The sequence below is a fragment of the Vibrio sp. MMG023 genome, from assembly GCF_021654215.1.
Lineage (GTDB): Bacteria > Pseudomonadota > Gammaproteobacteria > Enterobacterales > Vibrionaceae > Vibrio > Vibrio jasicida.
Genome location: NZ_JAKFZP010000006.1, coordinates 33039 through 50713, shown reverse-complemented (window position 1 = coordinate 50713; position 17675 = coordinate 33039). Strand labels below are relative to the sequence as shown.

At 44.4% G+C, this 17675-nt stretch carries 16 protein-coding genes; 12 read left to right on the top strand and 4 right to left on the bottom strand.

Annotated elements, in window-relative coordinates:
• Positions 1-11: 11 nt before the first annotated feature.
• The 3 genes from lysS to L1076_RS18900 all read left to right on the top strand — a co-directional run bounded on the left by lysS (position 12) and on the right by L1076_RS18900 (position 3884).
• The gene (gene lysS, locus L1076_RS18910) at positions 12-1544 is read left to right on the top strand and encodes a lysine--tRNA ligase (RefSeq protein ID WP_038866372.1); all 1533 of its coding nucleotides are present in this window, start codon (positions 12-14) and stop codon (positions 1542-1544) included.
• A gap of 245 nt (positions 1545-1789) precedes the next feature.
• Positions 1790-3124 carry a cyclic-di-GMP-binding transcriptional regulator VpsR gene (gene vpsR / locus L1076_RS18905; RefSeq protein WP_038866373.1) on the top strand — a complete coding sequence of 445 codons (1335 nt, stop codon included), beginning with the start codon at positions 1790-1792 and terminating at the stop codon, positions 3122-3124.
• Between the two features lie 508 nt (positions 3125-3632).
• Complete coding sequence (locus L1076_RS18900; RefSeq protein WP_038866374.1) at positions 3633-3884, top strand: hypothetical protein; 252 nt, start codon at positions 3633-3635, stop codon at positions 3882-3884.
• A gap of 124 nt (positions 3885-4008) precedes the next feature.
• On the opposite strand, the gene L1076_RS18895 is transcribed toward L1076_RS18900, so the two are convergent.
• Entirely contained in the window at positions 4009-5043 is a 1035-nt protein-coding gene (locus L1076_RS18895; protein WP_054756173.1) for an NADP(H)-dependent aldo-keto reductase, read from the bottom strand.
• Between the two features lie 154 nt (positions 5044-5197).
• Between L1076_RS18895 and L1076_RS18890 the strand changes: the two genes are divergently transcribed.
• On the top strand, positions 5198-5509 hold the full coding sequence (locus L1076_RS18890; protein ID WP_038866376.1) for a DUF6482 family protein: 312 nt from the start codon (positions 5198-5200) through the stop codon (positions 5507-5509).
• On the opposite strand, the gene mutH is transcribed toward L1076_RS18890, so the two are convergent.
• Positions 5510-6190 carry a DNA mismatch repair endonuclease MutH gene (gene mutH, locus L1076_RS18885; protein WP_038876241.1) on the bottom strand — a complete coding sequence of 227 codons (681 nt, stop codon included), beginning with the start codon at positions 6188-6190 and terminating at the stop codon, positions 5510-5512.
• 617 nt (positions 6191-6807) lie between these two features.
• Here mutH and rppH point away from each other — a divergent pair.
• The 5 genes from rppH to L1076_RS18860 are packed head-to-tail and all read left to right on the top strand — an operon-like array spanning position 6808 to position 12102.
• Positions 6808-7326, top strand: a complete 519-nt coding sequence (gene rppH / locus L1076_RS18880) for an RNA pyrophosphohydrolase (protein ID WP_005434895.1) — start codon at positions 6808-6810, stop codon at positions 7324-7326.
• 9 nt (positions 7327-7335) lie between these two features.
• On the top strand, positions 7336-9582 hold the full coding sequence (ptsP, locus tag L1076_RS18875) for a phosphoenolpyruvate--protein phosphotransferase (RefSeq protein WP_038866380.1): 2247 nt from the start codon (positions 7336-7338) through the stop codon (positions 9580-9582).
• Between the two features lie 6 nt (positions 9583-9588).
• The gene (locus L1076_RS18870) at positions 9589-10380 is read left to right on the top strand and encodes a sulfite exporter TauE/SafE family protein (RefSeq protein ID WP_038866383.1); all 792 of its coding nucleotides are present in this window, start codon (positions 9589-9591) and stop codon (positions 10378-10380) included.
• A gap of 39 nt (positions 10381-10419) precedes the next feature.
• Positions 10420-11241: a prolipoprotein diacylglyceryl transferase gene (lgt, locus tag L1076_RS18865; protein ID WP_038866385.1), complete on the top strand. Its 822-nt coding sequence runs from the start codon at positions 10420-10422 to the stop codon at positions 11239-11241.
• Positions 11242-11250: 9 nt separating this feature from the next.
• The gene (locus L1076_RS18860; RefSeq protein WP_005434888.1) at positions 11251-12102 is read left to right on the top strand and encodes a thymidylate synthase; all 852 of its coding nucleotides are present in this window, start codon (positions 11251-11253) and stop codon (positions 12100-12102) included.
• 445 nt (positions 12103-12547) lie between these two features.
• Here L1076_RS18860 and L1076_RS18855 read toward each other — a convergent pair whose 3' ends face one another.
• Positions 12548-13696 carry a Na/Pi symporter gene (locus tag L1076_RS18855; RefSeq protein WP_005440565.1) on the bottom strand — a complete coding sequence of 383 codons (1149 nt, stop codon included), beginning with the start codon at positions 13694-13696 and terminating at the stop codon, positions 12548-12550.
• Positions 13697-14079: 383 nt separating this feature from the next.
• Between L1076_RS18855 and nhaR the strand changes: the two genes are divergently transcribed.
• Positions 14080-14970 carry a transcriptional activator NhaR gene (nhaR, locus tag L1076_RS18850; protein WP_038866387.1) on the top strand — a complete coding sequence of 297 codons (891 nt, stop codon included), beginning with the start codon at positions 14080-14082 and terminating at the stop codon, positions 14968-14970.
• Positions 14971-15096: 126 nt separating this feature from the next.
• Complete coding sequence (locus L1076_RS18845) at positions 15097-15399, top strand: metalloregulator ArsR/SmtB family transcription factor (protein WP_038866389.1); 303 nt, start codon at positions 15097-15099, stop codon at positions 15397-15399.
• A 133-nt stretch (positions 15400-15532) separates the two neighbouring features.
• Here L1076_RS18845 and rpsT read toward each other — a convergent pair whose 3' ends face one another.
• Positions 15533-15793 (bottom strand): 30S ribosomal protein S20, encoded by a 261-nt coding sequence (rpsT, locus tag L1076_RS18840; protein ID WP_005440571.1) that lies wholly within the window; start codon positions 15791-15793, stop codon positions 15533-15535.
• Between the two features lie 294 nt (positions 15794-16087).
• Here rpsT and murJ point away from each other — a divergent pair, with 294 nt between their 5' ends.
• Positions 16088-17650 carry a murein biosynthesis integral membrane protein MurJ gene (gene murJ / locus L1076_RS18835; RefSeq protein ID WP_039973782.1) on the top strand — a complete coding sequence of 521 codons (1563 nt, stop codon included), beginning with the start codon at positions 16088-16090 and terminating at the stop codon, positions 17648-17650.
• Positions 17651-17675 lie beyond the last annotated feature (25 nt).

The following is a 17675-nucleotide window of genomic DNA, read 5'->3' as shown; positions in this document are numbered from 1 at the left end:
ATACATCGAAAATGACTGATGCTGTTCAAAACGAAACTGTACAAGAAGCCTCTGCACAAGAAGAGAACAAGCTAATTGCTGAACGCCGCGCTAAACTGGATGCAATCCGAAAGAGCTGCAAAGCGAACGGCCATCCAAACGACTTCCGTCGTGACGCACTAGCGGGCGACCTTCAGAAAGAGTTCGGTGAAAAGACGAAGGAAGAGCTAGAAGAGCTTAACCACGTAGTAGCAATCGCTGGCCGTATCATGGCTAAACGTGGTCCATTCTTGGTAATCCAAGAAACTTCTGGCCGTATCCAAGCTTACGCTGACAAAGCGGTACAAAAAGTACTGAAAGACCAATACCAAGGCCTAGATATCGGTGACATCATCGGTGTGAAAGGTGCACTTCACAAGTCTGGTAAAGGCGACCTATACGTGAACATGGAAGAGTACGAGTTGCTAACTAAAGCACTACGTCCACTTCCAGAAAAGTTCCACGGTCTAACTGACCAAGAGATGCGTTACCGTCAACGTTACGTTGACCTAATCGTTAACGAAGATTCTCGTCAAGCGTTCGTAGTACGTTCTAAAGTAATGTCTGCAATCCGTAACTTCATGATCTCTAAACAGTTCATGGAAGTTGAAACGCCAATGATGCACGTTATCCCTGGCGGTGCGAGTGCGCGTCCATTCATCACGCACCACAACGCACTAGATATGCCAATGTACCTACGTATTGCGCCAGAGCTATACCTGAAGCGTCTAGTCGTTGGTGGTTTCGATCGCGTATTTGAAATCAACCGTAACTTCCGTAACGAAGGTCTTTCTCCACGTCACAACCCAGAATTCACAATGATGGAATTCTACATGGCGTACGCAGACTACAAAGATCTGATGGACCTAACTGAAGAACTACTAAGCTCTATCGCACTAGAAGTTCTAGGTTCAACATCAATGCCTTATGGTGAAGATACAGTAGAGTTCGGTGGCACTTACACTCGCATGAGCATGTTCGAAGCAATCAAGCACTACAACCCAGACCACGCGCAAATCCAAGCACTAACAGAAGAAGACATTCAAAACCGTGACCTAATGGTTTCTATCGCGAAATCTGTTCACGTTGAAGTGGAATCTTTCTGGACATGTGGTCAGCTTCTAGAAGAGATCTTCGGCGAAACTGCAGAACCTAAGCTAATGCAGCCAACGTTCATCACTGGTTACCCAGCAGATATCTCTCCACTGGCTCGTCGTAGCGATGACAACCCATTCTTCACAGACCGCTTTGAATTCTTCATCGGTGGCCGTGAAGTTGCGAACGGCTTCTCAGAGCTTAACGATGCAGAAGACCAAGATGCGCGCTTTAAAGCACAGGTTGAAGCGAAAGAATCTGGTGATGATGAAGCAATGTTCTACGATGCAGACTACATTACTGCTCTAGAGCACGGCCTACCGCCAACAGCAGGTCAAGGTATCGGTATCGACCGTCTAGTTATGCTATTGACTAACACGCACACAATCCGTGACGTGATCCTATTCCCAGCGATGCGCCCACAAGCGTAATCTCCTCGCTGAGCCATAAAAAACCACCTTCGGGTGGTTTTTTTGTATCTTTAATTTGAACAAATTCAACTATTTGCATTTGAGGTCGGATAGGAGTAGTAAATAACTATTCGCGAAATCTCAATCTGTTGCATAGTCTTAATATTGAGACAGACTTCGTCAGGCGTAGTCTCGATAATGTTACCCGTTCGCAAAGTTGGGTTTGTGGCGCGAAATTTCAATCAACAATCAATAAGGGTTAGAGAATGGCTGGGCAGTTTAAGATGGATTCCATTCCGGGATCGCTAGTCGTAGTTGGCGGTACTTATGAACCTTGGCTATCAGTACTAGAACAAGTGGGATGGAAGTGTCACCAAGTGGGTGACTTACGTAAAGCCAACACATTGTTAGAAGATATTGGACCATGCATCGGTATAGTTGACCTCAGCCATGATGAGTTCAGTCTTAATGGTTTAGCGAACTTAGTGAGTTCTCATAAACACGTGCGTTGGTTGGCGTTCATCCGCGAATCTCAACTTGGTACTGACACCATCTGCCAGTTCATCGTGAACTTCTGTATCGACTTCTTTACTGCACCAATCCCAGATGCGCAGCTATTGAGCACGATTGGTCACCAATTGGGTATGCTTAAGCTTGAAAAGAAAGTTTGGCCAAGTTTTGGTAACAGTTTAGATATGGGGTTGATTGGTGAGTCAATTCCAATGAAGCGCCTGCGTGACCAAGTTAAGCGTATCGGTCCAACAGACGTGAGTATTCTTATTTACGGTGAAAGCGGCACGGGTAAAGAGGCTGTCGCTCGTGCAATTCACAAAGTGTCGTCACGTTCACATAAGCCGTTCCTATCGATTAACTGTCGTGCACTTAACGAGCAACGTTTCCAAGCTGAAGTATTTGGGATTGAGGCGGAAGAAGAGATGGGACCAAGCCTGCTAGAGCAAGCTGATGGCGGCACCGTTTTATTCAACGACATTCTAACCATCTCAAAAGAGCAACAGATGAACCTGCTACGCTTCCTGCAAGAAGGGACGATTGAAACACGTGATGGCGCGAAGAACGTCAATGTACGGGTTCTTGCCGCTAACTCGTCTGATGTAGAGAAGGCACTCATTGACGGAGACTTCAATGAAGAGCTTTACCACTACATTAATGTGCTGCGTATCAACGTGCCAAGCTTGAAAGAGCGCGCAAGCGACATCGCTTTGTTGGCGCGTTTCTACCTACAGGAGTTTTCTAAAGAGTACAACTCACAGGCGAAGAGCTTTTCTGAAGATGCTTTGAAGGCTCTGACACGTTATTTCTGGCCAGGTAATGTCCGTGAGTTGATGAACCAAGTGAAACGCGCTGTACTGATGTCTGACAGCGTCATGATTGAAGAGCATCACCTAGACCTACCCCAACGCAATGACTCAAAGCGCAGCTTGAAATCGATTCGTGAGAAGAGTGAACGAGATGCGTTGCTGGTGGTATTAGAGTCGCATTCTGGTCAAGTATCGAATGCCGCAAAAGAGCTTGGTGTGTCACGTGCGACCATGTATCGATTACTGAACAAACACAACTTGATTACAGAGCAGACGGTATAAACCCTCTATCTGACAGCAAGATAAAAGGAGCGCAATGACGCTCCTTTTTTGTGCGCAAATTCTGAATATTTATAAAACTCGAGTTTTTATATATTCCTTAGTTGAATATGTTATTCAAAAAACTATATGCAACCTTATTTTAGGCTAATGGTTTGTTTTTAAGCAAAAATACAAAAATGGTTTGATAAATATCCTCTGTTGCTTACAATTCAACCGTAACTCAATGAGTTATACCACATCAATCACGGATTAATTTTTAGCTAGGAGGCGCAAGATGAAACATTACGTTGTTAACACCACTGCTTGCGCTGATCGTATGTCTGATGTTCGCTCAACCTTTGAAGCGATCAAACAAGATACTACTGGCTCATTAGATTAAATTAATCCGTAACCTACCTCTTATTACTAGGCTGCGGAAAAGTAGCGGCTTAGTCTCAACAGAGTCTTTCTGTTTAATTAGTCCACTATTTTTCCCTGTCGATTATTTATCGCTATTTGGAGAAAAATTATGCGTCACTCTATCTATTTGAAACTGGCCACTGTGCTTTTAAAAGCCGATCTCAAACGTGAAGAAAAGCAATGGCAACGTATGGTCCGCCGTAATGCTCATCAAATCCCTTGGACAAATGAGCACTTGTTAAAAGATATTGGCTTAGATAAAGAAGGTCGTTCAAACCATGTCAGTGTGCCTGATGCTGTCAAAGTTGAACGCCGAGTTCGTCATCTACGTCGTGTTTTAACTGCGCGAATACCAACGTAATCAATAACCCAAGTGGAGCTCTCAATCATATCTATTCGGTTCAACTTGGGTTTAATTCGCCAATGCAAAGAGGCTGACCATTGTGGTCAGCCTCTTTGTTTTTAGTCTATTGGGAAGTGAAATACTATGGGCATGGGTTCGAGTAAGTCGAACCAATCGCTTGGATATCATTTAGCAACGCTTCACTTAGGTGAACATCGATACTGTCGATATTGGATTTGAGCTGTTCTAGGTTAGTAGCGCCAATGATATTTGAACCCACAAACGGGCGCTGATTGACGAAGGCAAGCGCCATTTGCGCAGGATCTAATCCATGGTCTCTCGCTAGGTTGACGTATGCTTCTGTCGCTTTAACACCTTGTGGTGTGAAGTAGCGAGCGAAGCGTTCCCAAACCGTGCAACGCGCACCTTCTGGTTTTGCTCCGTTGAGGTATTTACCGCTCAAACAACCAAATGCTAGTGGTGAATAAGCCAGTAGCTGAACGCCTTCGTAGTGGCTGATTTCAGACAAACCAACTTCGAAACTGCGATTAAGTAAGTTATATGGATTTTGGATTGAAACGATTCTTGGTAAGTCATGCTTTTCTGCCAAACGCAGCAGTGACATCACCCCCCACGGCGTTTCATTCGATACGCCGATATAACGTACTTTCCCAGCCTTAACTAGTTCAGTGAGCGCTTCCAACGTTTCAATCAGCGTGACTTCTTCTTGTTTGTCTGGGTAAGGATAGTTGAGTTGACCAAAGCAATTGGTTTGACGTTGCGGCCAGTGCAGCTGGTACAGATCAACATAATCGGTTTGTAGGCGTTTAAGGCTGTCATCAATCGCAGTATGAATATGGCGACGGTTAAGGCTCATGTTTTCACGAATGTATGGGACGTTGCGCGGACCAGCTACTTTAGTTGCTAAAACCACTTTCTCACGTTTACCACTTTTCGCTAACCAATTGCCAATGTACTGCTCGGTGAGTCCTTGTGTCTCTGCTTTCGGTGGTACGGGATACATCTCGGCAGTATCGATGAAGTTCACCCCATGATCGAGGGCAAAGTCGAGCTGTTGAAAAGCTTCTTGTTCGGTATTTTGCTCACCAAACGTCATAGTGCCAAGGCAGATCTTACTGATCTCGAGTGATGAGTGCGGTAGTTTTGTATATTGCATTTCACATCCTTGAAGAGTTACCGACTGAATAAGTTATTCCAATATAGGGGATTTTTAGTTGCTGTCGCAAATGATTTAAGTTTCGTTATGTAGTTAACTCGAAAGTTATCAATACGGTAACTAGACTTAAAGGATCTTGTAAAGGAGGTGCAATATGCAGAAGCATCAACTCGACATGTGGTTGCATGGCTATCACAAAGACTCCTATAAAACGCCTAAGGTCTTTGTGATTGGTTGTTCTGATGTCTCTGATTACCTATTAGCAGTGGAGTACAAACACCAACTTGAACCGATCAAAGACGGTGAAGATCCGATTCATTTCGGCTCATTGGATCTGGTGAAAGAAGAACTGCTGAGGTTGGGGATAGATAAAGCTTATTTGAGGCTGCACAATGCTTACGATGAGTTTGGCAGTGAAGGTACAGCCTCGTACTGTGATATTGAGTTGTCACTCGTGACGCACTGATCATTCTGATTGGGCGTTGATGTAGTGCTTCAATAATATCTGTTCGGTGAATTGTGTCCTAAGGTAGAAACCACGGGGCAGGGTTTTTATCGGTTTACCATTTGAGCTGTAAGCTTCAGTTAGTGCTTTTGCGTTTGCTGCTTTAGGTCGCAAGTGAAGCGCTTCTCCATGTCTGGCGGAAATTTGATCAAACTTACCCAACACGATCAATTCCATCAGTTCTTCCCAATCATTTTTTAGAATTAACTCTTCTTCTTGATCGGGTGACCATATCAATGGGCTACCAACTCTTCGCTCTGCCAAAGGAATCTCGCGCTCGCCCTCTACAGGTACCCACAGTACTCGTGACAGTTTGTTGCGAACGTGACTGGTTTCCCACGTGAGTCCCTGAACCCCAGTCAATGGAGCGACAGAGACAAACGTTGTCTCTAATGGTCGACCTGAATAACTGATCGGAATGCTTTTTAGTTCGATCCCAAGCTTGGCAAAGTCTTGTTGCGGTTTGCTTCCTGCTGGCGCACCTAAATGCCATTCCAGTAATTGCCCAACCCAGCCTTTATCGCGTTTTAAGTTTTCAGGAACAGCCATTCCTGCCTCTTCGGCAAGCTCTGTAAAGCTTAAGCCCGCAATATCATGTGCGCGCTCCATCAGTTCAGCTTCGGATTGTGGTTCTGGTTTCATAACGGCAATGTGATGAGGGAAAACGTTAGTCTACCAAATTTCATCAAAATCGACTGTCCAAGATTTCACCGAGCTGGATTAAGAATGATCAATTCATAACTTATCCACAGATTAGAAAGCCACCAATAGGATCTTCATGTAGGCTGGATGAATAAACAGGGGTTTAAAGGTGGATTGAGACTTGATTTTATTGAGATGTCATGAAGTCCTACCTGTTCAATGTGGATAAATAACCGATTGAGCGATCTTTGACCGATCTGTATTTGGTGAAAAGATCATCAGGAAAATAGAGATCGTTAAATCGCCATTTTGGGTTTTTATGTTTTTATAATCAATATCTTATGTTTATTTTGTTTGTGGTTGGAAAATATTGCTTGTAATGGTTTTGAACAAAAATCTTTATTGATAATGATTTCTTCACAAAGTTATTCACAGAAAAGGTGAATAAATGTGGGCTATGTCTCAATCTTGTGTTGATAAAATAATGTCTGTCTAAAAGATATCCAAAAAAGGCCAAAAGGTAATAAATCTTGCTCATATCACATCAGTAAGTTTGCTAGTAATGGGGATATGTGGAAAAATCACGGTAATAAAAAATTATTCATAGAGGTTAGCCGGTGATAGATGGCGATGGTTACCGACTTAATGTTGGTATTGTGATCTGTAATAACCATGGTCAGGTCTTCTGGGCTAAACGATACGGGCAACACTCATGGCAATTTCCACAAGGTGGGATTGACGAAGGTGAAACACCTGAACAAGCCATGTTCAGGGAGTTATATGAAGAAGTCGGTCTGACGAAAAAAGACGTTAAGATCATCGCAACAAGTCGTCATTGGTTAAGATATAAGCTACCAAAGCGATTGGTGCGTTGGGACTCCAAGCCTGTTTGTATCGGCCAAAAACAGAAATGGTTTCTGCTGCGATTAGAATGCGATGAATCCCGCATCAATATGCAGCGTGGGAAATCCCCTGAATTTGATGGTTGGCGCTGGGTAAGCTACTGGTATCCAGTTAGGCAAGTTGTTTCTTTCAAGCGAGACGTTTATCGTCGTGCGATGAAAGAGTTTGCATCTTTAGCCATGCCTTTTCGAGAGCGTAAGACGAAAGGGAAAAGAAAAAAGCAACGTAGATAGAGGATCAACATGCTCAGTCAGCTAAGGGAAATAGTTGAGAAAGTCTCCAGAGTCGATGATGTGCATCTGGCACTGGATATATTGGTTAAAGAGACTTGCGCAGCCCTATGCACTGAGTGTTGTACTATTTATCTAGCTAATGATGAAATGCAGCGCCTTGAGTTAATGGCAACTCAAGGCCTTATTTTTGAAGGCGATAGTATTCATATCAACTTCAACGAAGGCTTGGTCGGTTTAGTCAAACGCAGTGCGGAACCACTAAACTTAGCTGAGGCTTCAACCCATCCTGATTTTAAATTCTTCCCTCAACTCGGTGAGCAGGTTTACCACTCCTTTCTAGGTACGCCGATCATTCATCGTAAACAAGTGCTCGGTGTTCTGGTTATCCAGCAGAAAACCCCACGCTTGTTTAGTGAGATGGAAGAGTCTTTCCTTGTGACCTTATCTGCGCAGCTTGCTGTGTTGATTGCGCATGCGCAAAACTTAGGTCACTGGCAACTCGCCTCCAAGCCTACTGTTATCAAGGGGCTTCCTGCTTCGACTGGTGTCGCTATCGGCGAGTTCTGGTTTGATAATACTCAACCTAATTTAAGTGATGTTTTCCCTGCCTCTGCCTTAGATAAAGAAAGGGAACATGAACTATTGGCGGTTGCTGTGGAAAGAGCGTTGAATGATTTTCGCCGTATGCGTAAGAAGTTTGACAGCGAAATCAATAAAGACGCGTTAGCTATTTTTGACCTCTTTACCCACTTACTCAACGATCCAATGTTGCGTGGTGATCTTAAGAAGCAGATCGAGAAAGGTGACCGTGCGGATTGGGCATTGCGACAAGTCGTCGAAACCTACTCAAACCGCTTCGCGCGTATGTCAGACGTTTATCTACGTGAACGTGCTCAAGACATTCGCGAGCTTGGGCAACGCTTGCTTTACTTTTTACATAATAGTGAGCAAGAGCATGCCTCGATTGATCGCCCAGTGATTTTAGTTGCCAATGAACTCACGGCGACGCTACTTGCTTCAATACCAAAACAGCACTTACTTGCCGTTGTTTCGCTGGAAGGTGCGGCGAACTCTCATGCTGCGATTCTATCTCGCGCGCTGGGTGTTCCTGCCATTATGGGCGCAAACATTAATACTCGCGCGGTAAACGGCAAGAAGGGCATTGTCGATGGCTACACTGGCGAGATCTATTTAGAACCGAACCGTCAATTGCTGCGTGAATATCGCAGCTTAGTGAGTGAAGAATCTGAATTGTTCGCAATGGTGAACAAAGATCTTGCACTACCTGCGATCACACAAGATGACCATCCGATTGAAGTCATGCTCAACGCGGGCTTGAGTGCAGATAGTAATATCGCCATCAACTCTGGTGTGGATGGCGTGGGTTTGTACCGTACTGAAATCGCTTTTTTACTTAAGCATCACTTTCCATCGGAAGATGAGCAGTATCATCAGTATCAAGCAATCCTCAATAGCTATCCAAATCAACGAGTCGTAATGCGTACGCTGGATATCGGTGGTGATAAACCGTTACCGTATCTTCCGATTGAAGAAGATAATCCATTTTTGGGTTGGCGAGGTATTCGTTTTACGTTGGATCACCCTGATATCTTTTTGATCCAGTTGCGTGCGATGCTTAGGGCGAGTGCGGAAAGTGGTAATCTAAGCATCTTACTACCGATGGTTTCTGGTATTAAAGAGCTGGATGATGCTATTACGCTGATTAACCAAGCTTACAGCGAAGTCGTGTTATTGGATGACCGCATTCAAGCGCCGAAGGTTGGGGTAATGATTGAAGTGCCATCAATGGTGTACTTATTGCCTGCGATAGCCCATCGTGTTGACTTCGTTTCTGTTGGTACTAACGATTTAACTCAATATTTGTTGGCGGTTGATCGGAACAATTCTCGTGTTGCTGATGTCTATGAATCCATGCATCCGGCAGTACTGCTGGCGTTAAAGCAGATTCATGATGTTTGCCATCAATATCAGGTTCCGGTCTGTATCTGTGGTGAGCTCGCAGGCGACCCATTTGGTGCCCTTTTACTGTTGGGCTTAGGTTACGACAGTTTGAGTATGAACACCTCTAACGTGGCTAAGGTGAAGTATTTGATTCGCCATAGCCAGCAAAAAGAATTAGAAAAACTCGTCGAAAAAGCCATGTCATGCTCTTATGGGCAAGAAATCCATCAAATGATGCATGATTTCTTTATTCAACAAGGTTTTGCCGGCTTTATTCGTGCAGGTAAGAAGTAGGTAATTGTGACCATCTCTTTATTTATATTATTGCTCGCGCTAGGCGCTTTCGTTGGCGTGATGGCAGGACTCTTAGGCATCGGAGGCGGGCTAATAGTTGTACCGGCATTACTGTATCTTCTTCCTTTAGCTGGCATTTCTCCTGAAATGAGTATGCACATGGCACTTGCTACTTCCTTGGCGAGTATCATCGTGACCTCCGGTTCGTCGGCGATGAATCACCTTAAGCTGGGTAACGTCGATATGTTCGTCGTGAAATGGCTGATGCCTGGTGTGGTTATCGGTGGTTTTGTTGGTGCCAATATCGCCGAATGGATCCCTACACACTATTTACCGAAAGTCTTTGGTGTGATTGTGTTGTGTCTAGCGGTGCAGATGTTTCGTTCAATTAAAACGAAAAGCGAGAAGCCCATGCCGAGTAGTCCGGTCACTATGATGTACGGAACGGGAATTGGTGTGGTATCAAGTCTTGCAGGTATTGGCGGTGGTTCACTGTCGGTCCCTTTCTTGAACAAACATGGTATTGAAATGCGTAAAGCGGTTGGCTCCTCTTCGGTGTGCGGCTGCGTGATCGCCATCTCAGGCATGATTGGATTCATCTTACATGGCTACAAAGTAGAAGGATTACCTGACTACAGTGTAGGTTATGTGTACCTTCCAGCTTTGTTAGCAATCGCCATGACGTCGATGCTCACGACTAAAGTTGGCGCAAAACTGGCTTCTACCCTTCCAACTGCGGTATTGAAGAAAATATTTGCCGTATTCTTGATGTTTGTTGCAGCGACCATGCTGCTGTAAAGTCCACCTGTTTTATTAGTAATAAGAAGAGAATGAGTTATGTCTCAGGGATACTTTGAATTTCCCAATATTGATCCGGTTTTAGTCTCTATTGGTCCTGTTTCTGTTCGTTGGTACGGTTTGATGTACCTTGTCGGCTTCATGTTCGCACTTTGGCTGGCAAACCGCCGCGCAGATAAGCCGGGTAGTGGTTGGACACGTGAGCAAGTTTCTGACTTGTTGTTTGCGGGTTTCCTTGGGGTAGTGATTGGTGGTCGTGTTGGCTACGTGATTTTCTACAACTTCGATTTATTCTTAGCGGACCCTCTGTACCTATTTAAAGTTTGGACCGGCGGCATGTCGTTCCACGGTGGTTTAATGGGCGTGATTACTGCCATGTTCTGGTACGCGCACAAGAATGGTCGAACTTTCTTTGGCGTGGCAGACTTTGTGGCTCCGCTTGTACCATTTGGTCTTGGTATGGGCCGTATGGGTAACTTTATGAACAGTGAGCTTTGGGGCCGCGTGACAGACGTACCATGGGCGATTATCTTCCCGAATGGTGGACCGCTCCCACGTCATCCATCTCAGCTTTATGAGATGTTCCTAGAGGGTATCGTACTGTTCTTAATCTTGAACTGGTTTATTAAAAAGCCTCGTCCTTTGGGGGCGGTATCAGGGCTATTTTTAGCTGGATATGGTACATTCCGTTTCCTAGTTGAGTTTGTCCGTGAACCGGATGCACAGCTTGGTTTATTTGGTGGCTATATTTCGATGGGGCAAATCCTATCTTCACCAATGATCATTCTAGGTGTGCTTATGATGGTTTGGGCGTACAAACGTGGTCTTTACCAAGACAAAGTCCAAGCAGAAACGAAGTAAGGAATTGGTGTGAAACAGTATTTAGATTTGTGTCAGCGTATCGTTGACCAAGGCACTTGGGTTGAAAACGAACGCACAGGCAAACGCTGCCTAACGGTGATCAACGCAGACTTGACCTACGATGTTGCCAACAACCAATTCCCATTAGTAACGACACGTAAGAGCTTTTGGAAAGCGGCAGTTGCTGAGCTACTTGGTTATATCCGTGGCTACGACAACGCTGAAGACTTCCGTAAGTTAGGTACGAAAACATGGGATGCGAACGCAAACCTAAATGAAGCATGGCTGAACAACCCATTCCGCAAGGGTGAAGATGACATGGGACGTGTATACGGCGTTCAAGGTCGTTCATGGGCGAAGCCAGATGGCGGTCATATCGACCAGCTGCGTAAGATTGTGGATGATTTAACGCGCGGTGTTGATGACCGTGGTGAAATCCTAAACTTCTACAACCCTGGTGAGTTCCATATGGGGTGTTTGCGCCCATGTATGTACAGCCACCACTTCTCGCTGTTAGGTGACACGCTGTACCTAAACAGCACGCAGCGCTCTTGTGACGTTCCGCTGGGTCTGAACTTCAATATGGTTCAAGTGTATGTGTTCTTGGCAATCATGGCGCAAATTACAGGTAAGAAACCTGGTCAGGCTTATCATAAGATTGTTAATGCACACATCTACGAAGATCAGCTTGCGCCAATGCGTGACATCCAGTTGAAGCGTGAACCTCTGAAAGCTGCAACCTTCCACATCAATCCAGAAATCAAATCTCTAGAAGATTTGGAAACATGGGTAACTCTAGATGACTTCTGGGTAGAAGGTTACGAGCACCACGATCCAATTCAGTACCCGTTCTCAGTTTAACGAGTATATTGAGTTTCTAAGCCGCCTTTATGGGCGGCTTTTTTATATCCGAAGGGTGGGGACAGGCTTCGCCCTACAGAACGCTGCGCTTCGAAATGTGAGAGGGAATAAAAGATCCTCCAACTCACTCGAGCCTCGCTCTTGAAGATGATGTTCACTCACTCTGAAATCAAACGGTCGTCGGGAATCTCTTTTACCATAGTTTACTGCGTGATCAAGAAATGAGAGCGCTCCGCTGTAGGTATCGAGAGTGGGGGACCAGAAGCTTAGTGAAAGAAAGTTGAACTTAAAGAATTTTGGCAGGACTTGATGTTTTAGGTGGATATCATCGGGCCTTATCCCTCTCGAAGCTTAGCGTTCCTAGGGCGAGCCCGTTTTTACTTCTCTAAAACGAAAAAAGGCCCCACCGAAGTGGAGCCTAACATAAGCGATGGTAATCTTATTATTATGCTGTCAGAGCAAGGATAGAGCCTGGTAGCACGATGAATACTGCTAGTAGGTAACCTGCTACAACCGCTTTGTTCTTAATAGCCATTTCTGAAATCACTTCTGCACATTTCACTGGAATCTCACGTAGGAACGGGATACCGAAGATGAACAGTGTCGCCAGAATGTTGAACGTTAGGTGTACTAGTGCAATCTGTAGTGCGAATACCGCGAACTCACCAGATACTGCTGTTGCTGCTAGTAGAGCCGTGATACATGTACCGATATTAGCACCTAGAGTGAACGGGTAGATATCACGTACTTTTAGAACACCTGAGCCTACTAGTGGAACCATTAGACTTGTTGTCGTAGAAGAAGATTGAACAAGAACCGTTACTACAGAGCCCGATACGATACCGTGGATAGGACCACGACCGATTGCGTTCTTAAGGATGTCACGAGCACGACCAACCATCAGGCTCTTCATTAGCTTACCCATAACAGTGATAGCGACGAAGATAGTACCGATACCTAGAGCGATTAGTGCTACACCACCCATGGTGTCACCAAATGTAGATAGAGGCTCTTTAATCGCGCTCACTACAGGTTTAGTGATTGGTTTGATGAAGTCAAAACCACCCATGCTCATATCGCCAGTTTTTAGTAGAGGCGATACTAACCAGTGTGAAATCTTTTCTAGAATGCCGAACATCATTTCCAATGGTAGGAAGATCAGTACTGCAAGTAAGTTAAAGAAATCGTGGATTGTTGCACTTGCGAATGCACGTTTAAATTCTTCTTTACAACGTACGTGGCCAAGTGAAACAAGAGTATTCGTTACGGTAGTACCGATGTTAGCACCCATTACCATAGGAATAGCGGTTTCTACAGGTAAACCACCTGCAACCAAACCTACAATAATAGAAGTTACGGTACTTGAAGATTGGATTAGGGCCGTAGCCACCAAACCGATCATTAGACCTGCGACTGGGTGAGACGCAAATTCAAAGAGTACTTTAGCTTGATCGCCAGTCGCCCATTTGAAGCCGCTACCAACCATAGATACTGCTAGAAGAAGCAGATATAACATGAATGCCAAGTTAGCCCAGCGTAACCAGCGAGTCGTGCTCGAGATTGGTGCTGCTGTTGAAGTAGCTTGGTTCATCATAATTTTCTCCGTGGACCTTTCAGTTCGTTTATTTGGTCTGTTGTTGAAACTGAGGGCGATGTTAGAGATTAAATATTTCAGTAATATTACAGTTCGGTTTCTATGGAGAATTTTTATTATTCTTTTTAATAGTTGCCTGTGAAGAAAAATCCAAAGCATTATAATTGATTGAAATTTATGTGATTTTCTGTGTTGTTGATTCGCTGCCACTTATCTTGATGAGATTAAAAAAGTGCGTTTTACTTCAAGTTTTATGACAGTGTGAATTCGTTATTTTCGGTAAAACTTATCTTTTTCTTATTTATTGTAGGTTTTGCCGAACTTCTTGTCTGTCCTTGTCACATTTGATATAAAAAGTGTCATCTTCTTTATAGGGATTGATGATGTCACATCTAAATTACAACCACCTTTATTACTTCTGGATGGTGTGCAAACAAGGTTCTGTAACTAAAGCTGCTGATGCTTTATTTCTAACACCACAAACTGTAACTGGGCAGATCAAAGCACTTGAAGACCGCATGAAGGGGAAGTTGACCAAGCGTAATGGGCGTACGGTAGAACCAACAGAACTAGGACAGTTGGTATTTAAGTACGCCGACCGTATGTTTGGTTTGAGCTACGAAATGCTCGATATCGTTAACTACAGCCAGCACTCTAATATTCTTTTCGAAGTTGGCGTTGCCGATGCACTATCTAAGCGACTCGTAAGCAAAGTATTAATGACGACGGTTCCTGAAGATAACAGCATTCATTTACGCTGCTACGAATCGACTCACGAACTGCTTTTGGAGCGTTTATCTCAGCATAAACTTGATATGATCCTTTCTGATTGTCCGGTGGACTCAACACAAAGTCCGGGCCTTTACAGCAAGAAGTTAGGTGAGAGTAGCATGAGCTTTTTTGCTTCGTCTGAAATACCAGATGTGAAATTTCCTGAAGTTTTAGAGAATAAAAAATTACTTATCCCGGCCAGTAGAACGGCAATGGGACGTAAAGTATTGCAGTGGTTTGATAGACAAGGATTACAGCCAGATGTGCTGGGCGAGTTTGATGATGTTGCCTTAATGAAGGCATTTGCTCGTTATCGTGATGATGTGATTTTTTTAGCTCCGACCGTTTATATGTCGGAGATTGAAGATGACCGCAATTTACAACTGATCGGTCACGTAGATGACCTTAAAGAAGAGTATTACGTTATTTTTGCTGAACGAATGATACAACATCCAGCAGTTAAGAACGTTTGTGATGCAGATTTTAGCCAAATGTTTGAATGAACACGTTTCGTTGCGCAAATAAATAGATTACTATCGACAAAACTATAACTCTAAATTATAAAATCTTCGTAACACAACAAACTGGCCAGGGTTGGGGAAAGTAAGTTGTAGCTAGAGGTCCAGCACATGAATCTACAAGAAATGGAGAAAAACTCCGCCAAAGCTGTCGTGTTGCTTAAAGCAATGGCAAACGAGAGACGCCTACAAATCCTTTGCATGCTGCATAATCAAGAACTATCGGTCGGGGAACTTTGCGCAAAACTAGAGTTGAGCCAATCGGCACTGTCTCAACATTTAGCTTGGCTTCGTCGCGACGAACTGGTGGCTACGAGAAAAGAAGCACAAACGGTATACTACACGTTAAAGAGTGATGAAGTGAAGGAATTAATCCAAACGCTTCATGGCCTTTACTGTGCAGAGGCCATGTGATGACAGGTCACATATAAGAAAAGCTGGCATCGCCAGCTTTTTTATTGTCTAAAATTCGATGAGTTACACGGAATTTAGATATAAAAAAACCGGCAGCAGCCGGTTTTTTCTTCACTGTAAAATCAAGTTTCTATTAAAGAGCTTTGATTTGTGCAGCGAAACGAGACTTATGACGTGCTGCTTTGTTCTTATGAACAAGGCCTTTAGTCGCCATACGGTCTAGGATAGGTGTAACTGCAGCGAATGCAGCAGTTGCAGCTTCTTTGTCGCCTGCTTCGATAGCAGCAACAGTTTTCTTCATGTAAGTACGCATCATTGAGCGACGGCTAGCATTGTGCTGACGACGTTTCTCAGCTTGGATAGCGCGCTTCTTAGCAGATTTACTATTTGCCAAGGGTCTAACTCCCAAAAACTTATTTCTGTGACAATTTAAGGGCGAGGACTATCCCTCATTTGCGCCTAAATGTCAAATGATTTGTGCAAAAACCAATCGAAGCCAAAACAAATTTTGGTAAGAAAGGTTATCGCGGTTAAGATGGCGGGGATTCTAACAGCATTTTTAGACCATTGCTAATAATTATCCGCCTAGATCTGACAATAAACGGATATATTTTTAACGCCCATTTGTAGCTTTCAAAGGCTTAGAGGAATAGGGTTGGCTATCTTTTGGTGATATTCCGAGGTTACAGTGAGTAAACGACTGCTCAAGTCTGGCATGATCGTCAGTGCCATGACATTAATTTCGCGCGTCCTAGGTTTAGTTCGTGATGTGGTAGTAGCAAACTTGATGGGGGCAGGCGCGAGTGCCGACGTCTTCTTCTTTGCCAATAAAATTCCTAATTTCTTACGCCGTTTGTTCGCAGAAGGCGCATTTTCTCAGGCCTTTGTGCCAGTACTAACCGAAAGTCACGCTCAAGGGGATATGGATAAAACTCGTGAGTTGATTGCTCGTGCGGCTGGTACGCTGGGCGTGATTGTCTCTATTGTTACCATTCTAGGGGTTTTAGGCTCTGGTGTAGTGACGGCGCTGTTTGGTTTTGGTTGGTTCCTAGACTGGATGCATGGCGGCCCGGCCGCTGAGAAGTTCGAACTTGCCAGTGTCATGCTCAAGATTACCTTTCCTTATTTATGGTTCATTACTTTTGTTGCGCTTTCTGGTGCGATCCTTAATACCTTAGGTAAGTTTGCCGTCTCTTCTTTTACGCCTGTCTTCCTCAATGTGATGATCATTTTGGCGGCGTGGTTTATTTCGCCTCAGATGTCGCAACCAGAAATCGGTCTTGCGATTGGCGTATTACTAGGTGGCCTTGTTCAGTTTCTATTCCAGATTCCCTTCCTTATTAAAGCGGGAGTAATGGTTAAGCCTAAATGGGGTTGGCGCGATCCGGGTGTGGTGAAGATCCGTACCTTGATGATTCCTGCCTTATTTGGTGTGTCGGTAAGCCAAATCAACTTATTGTTTGATACTTTTATTGCCAGTTTTCTGCAAACCGGTTCGATCAGTTGGTTGTACTATTCAGATCGCTTACTTGAATTCCCGTTAGGTTTGTTTGGTATCGCGATTGCGACGGTGATTCTCCCTGCATTGTCACGTAAACACGTAGATGCTCACAGTGAAGGTTTTGCTCATACCATGGATTGGGGCGTGCGCATGGTGACCTTACTGGGTATTCCTGCCATGCTTGGGTTGATGGCATTAGCGAAGCCTATGTTGATGGTGTTGTTTATGCGAGGAGAGTTTTCCCCGCAAGATGTACATCAGGCTTCTCTCTCTTTATTAGCATACGCCTCGGGCTTGCTTAACTTCATGTTGATTAAAGTGCTCGCTCCGGGCTACTACTCGCGTCAAGACACCAAAACGCCTGTGAAATACGGCATTATTGCGATGGTGACCAATATGGTCTTCAATGCAATTTTTGCTTATTTCTACGGTTATGTTGGCCTTGCGATTGCCACTGCACTCTCTGCGTTTGTAAACATGGCGCTGCTATACCGCGGCTTGCACATTGCTGGGGTGTACCAAGTCACCAAGCGAACGGTCTTTTTTATTGTTCGCTTGATGGTGGCGGGGGGCGCAATGGTTGCGGCAATTCTATGGCAGCTCGAAGACATGTCGGTGTGGTTGGATTGGAGCTTTGCTCACCGTAGTGGTGTGCTAGCGATGTTGATTGGTTTAGGTGCCGTAGTTTACCTTGCTGTGGTGTTTTTACTCGGTGTTCGTTTAAAAGACCTAAAAGCTGGGACAGAATAAGGTTGATTGGTATATAATCCGTCAG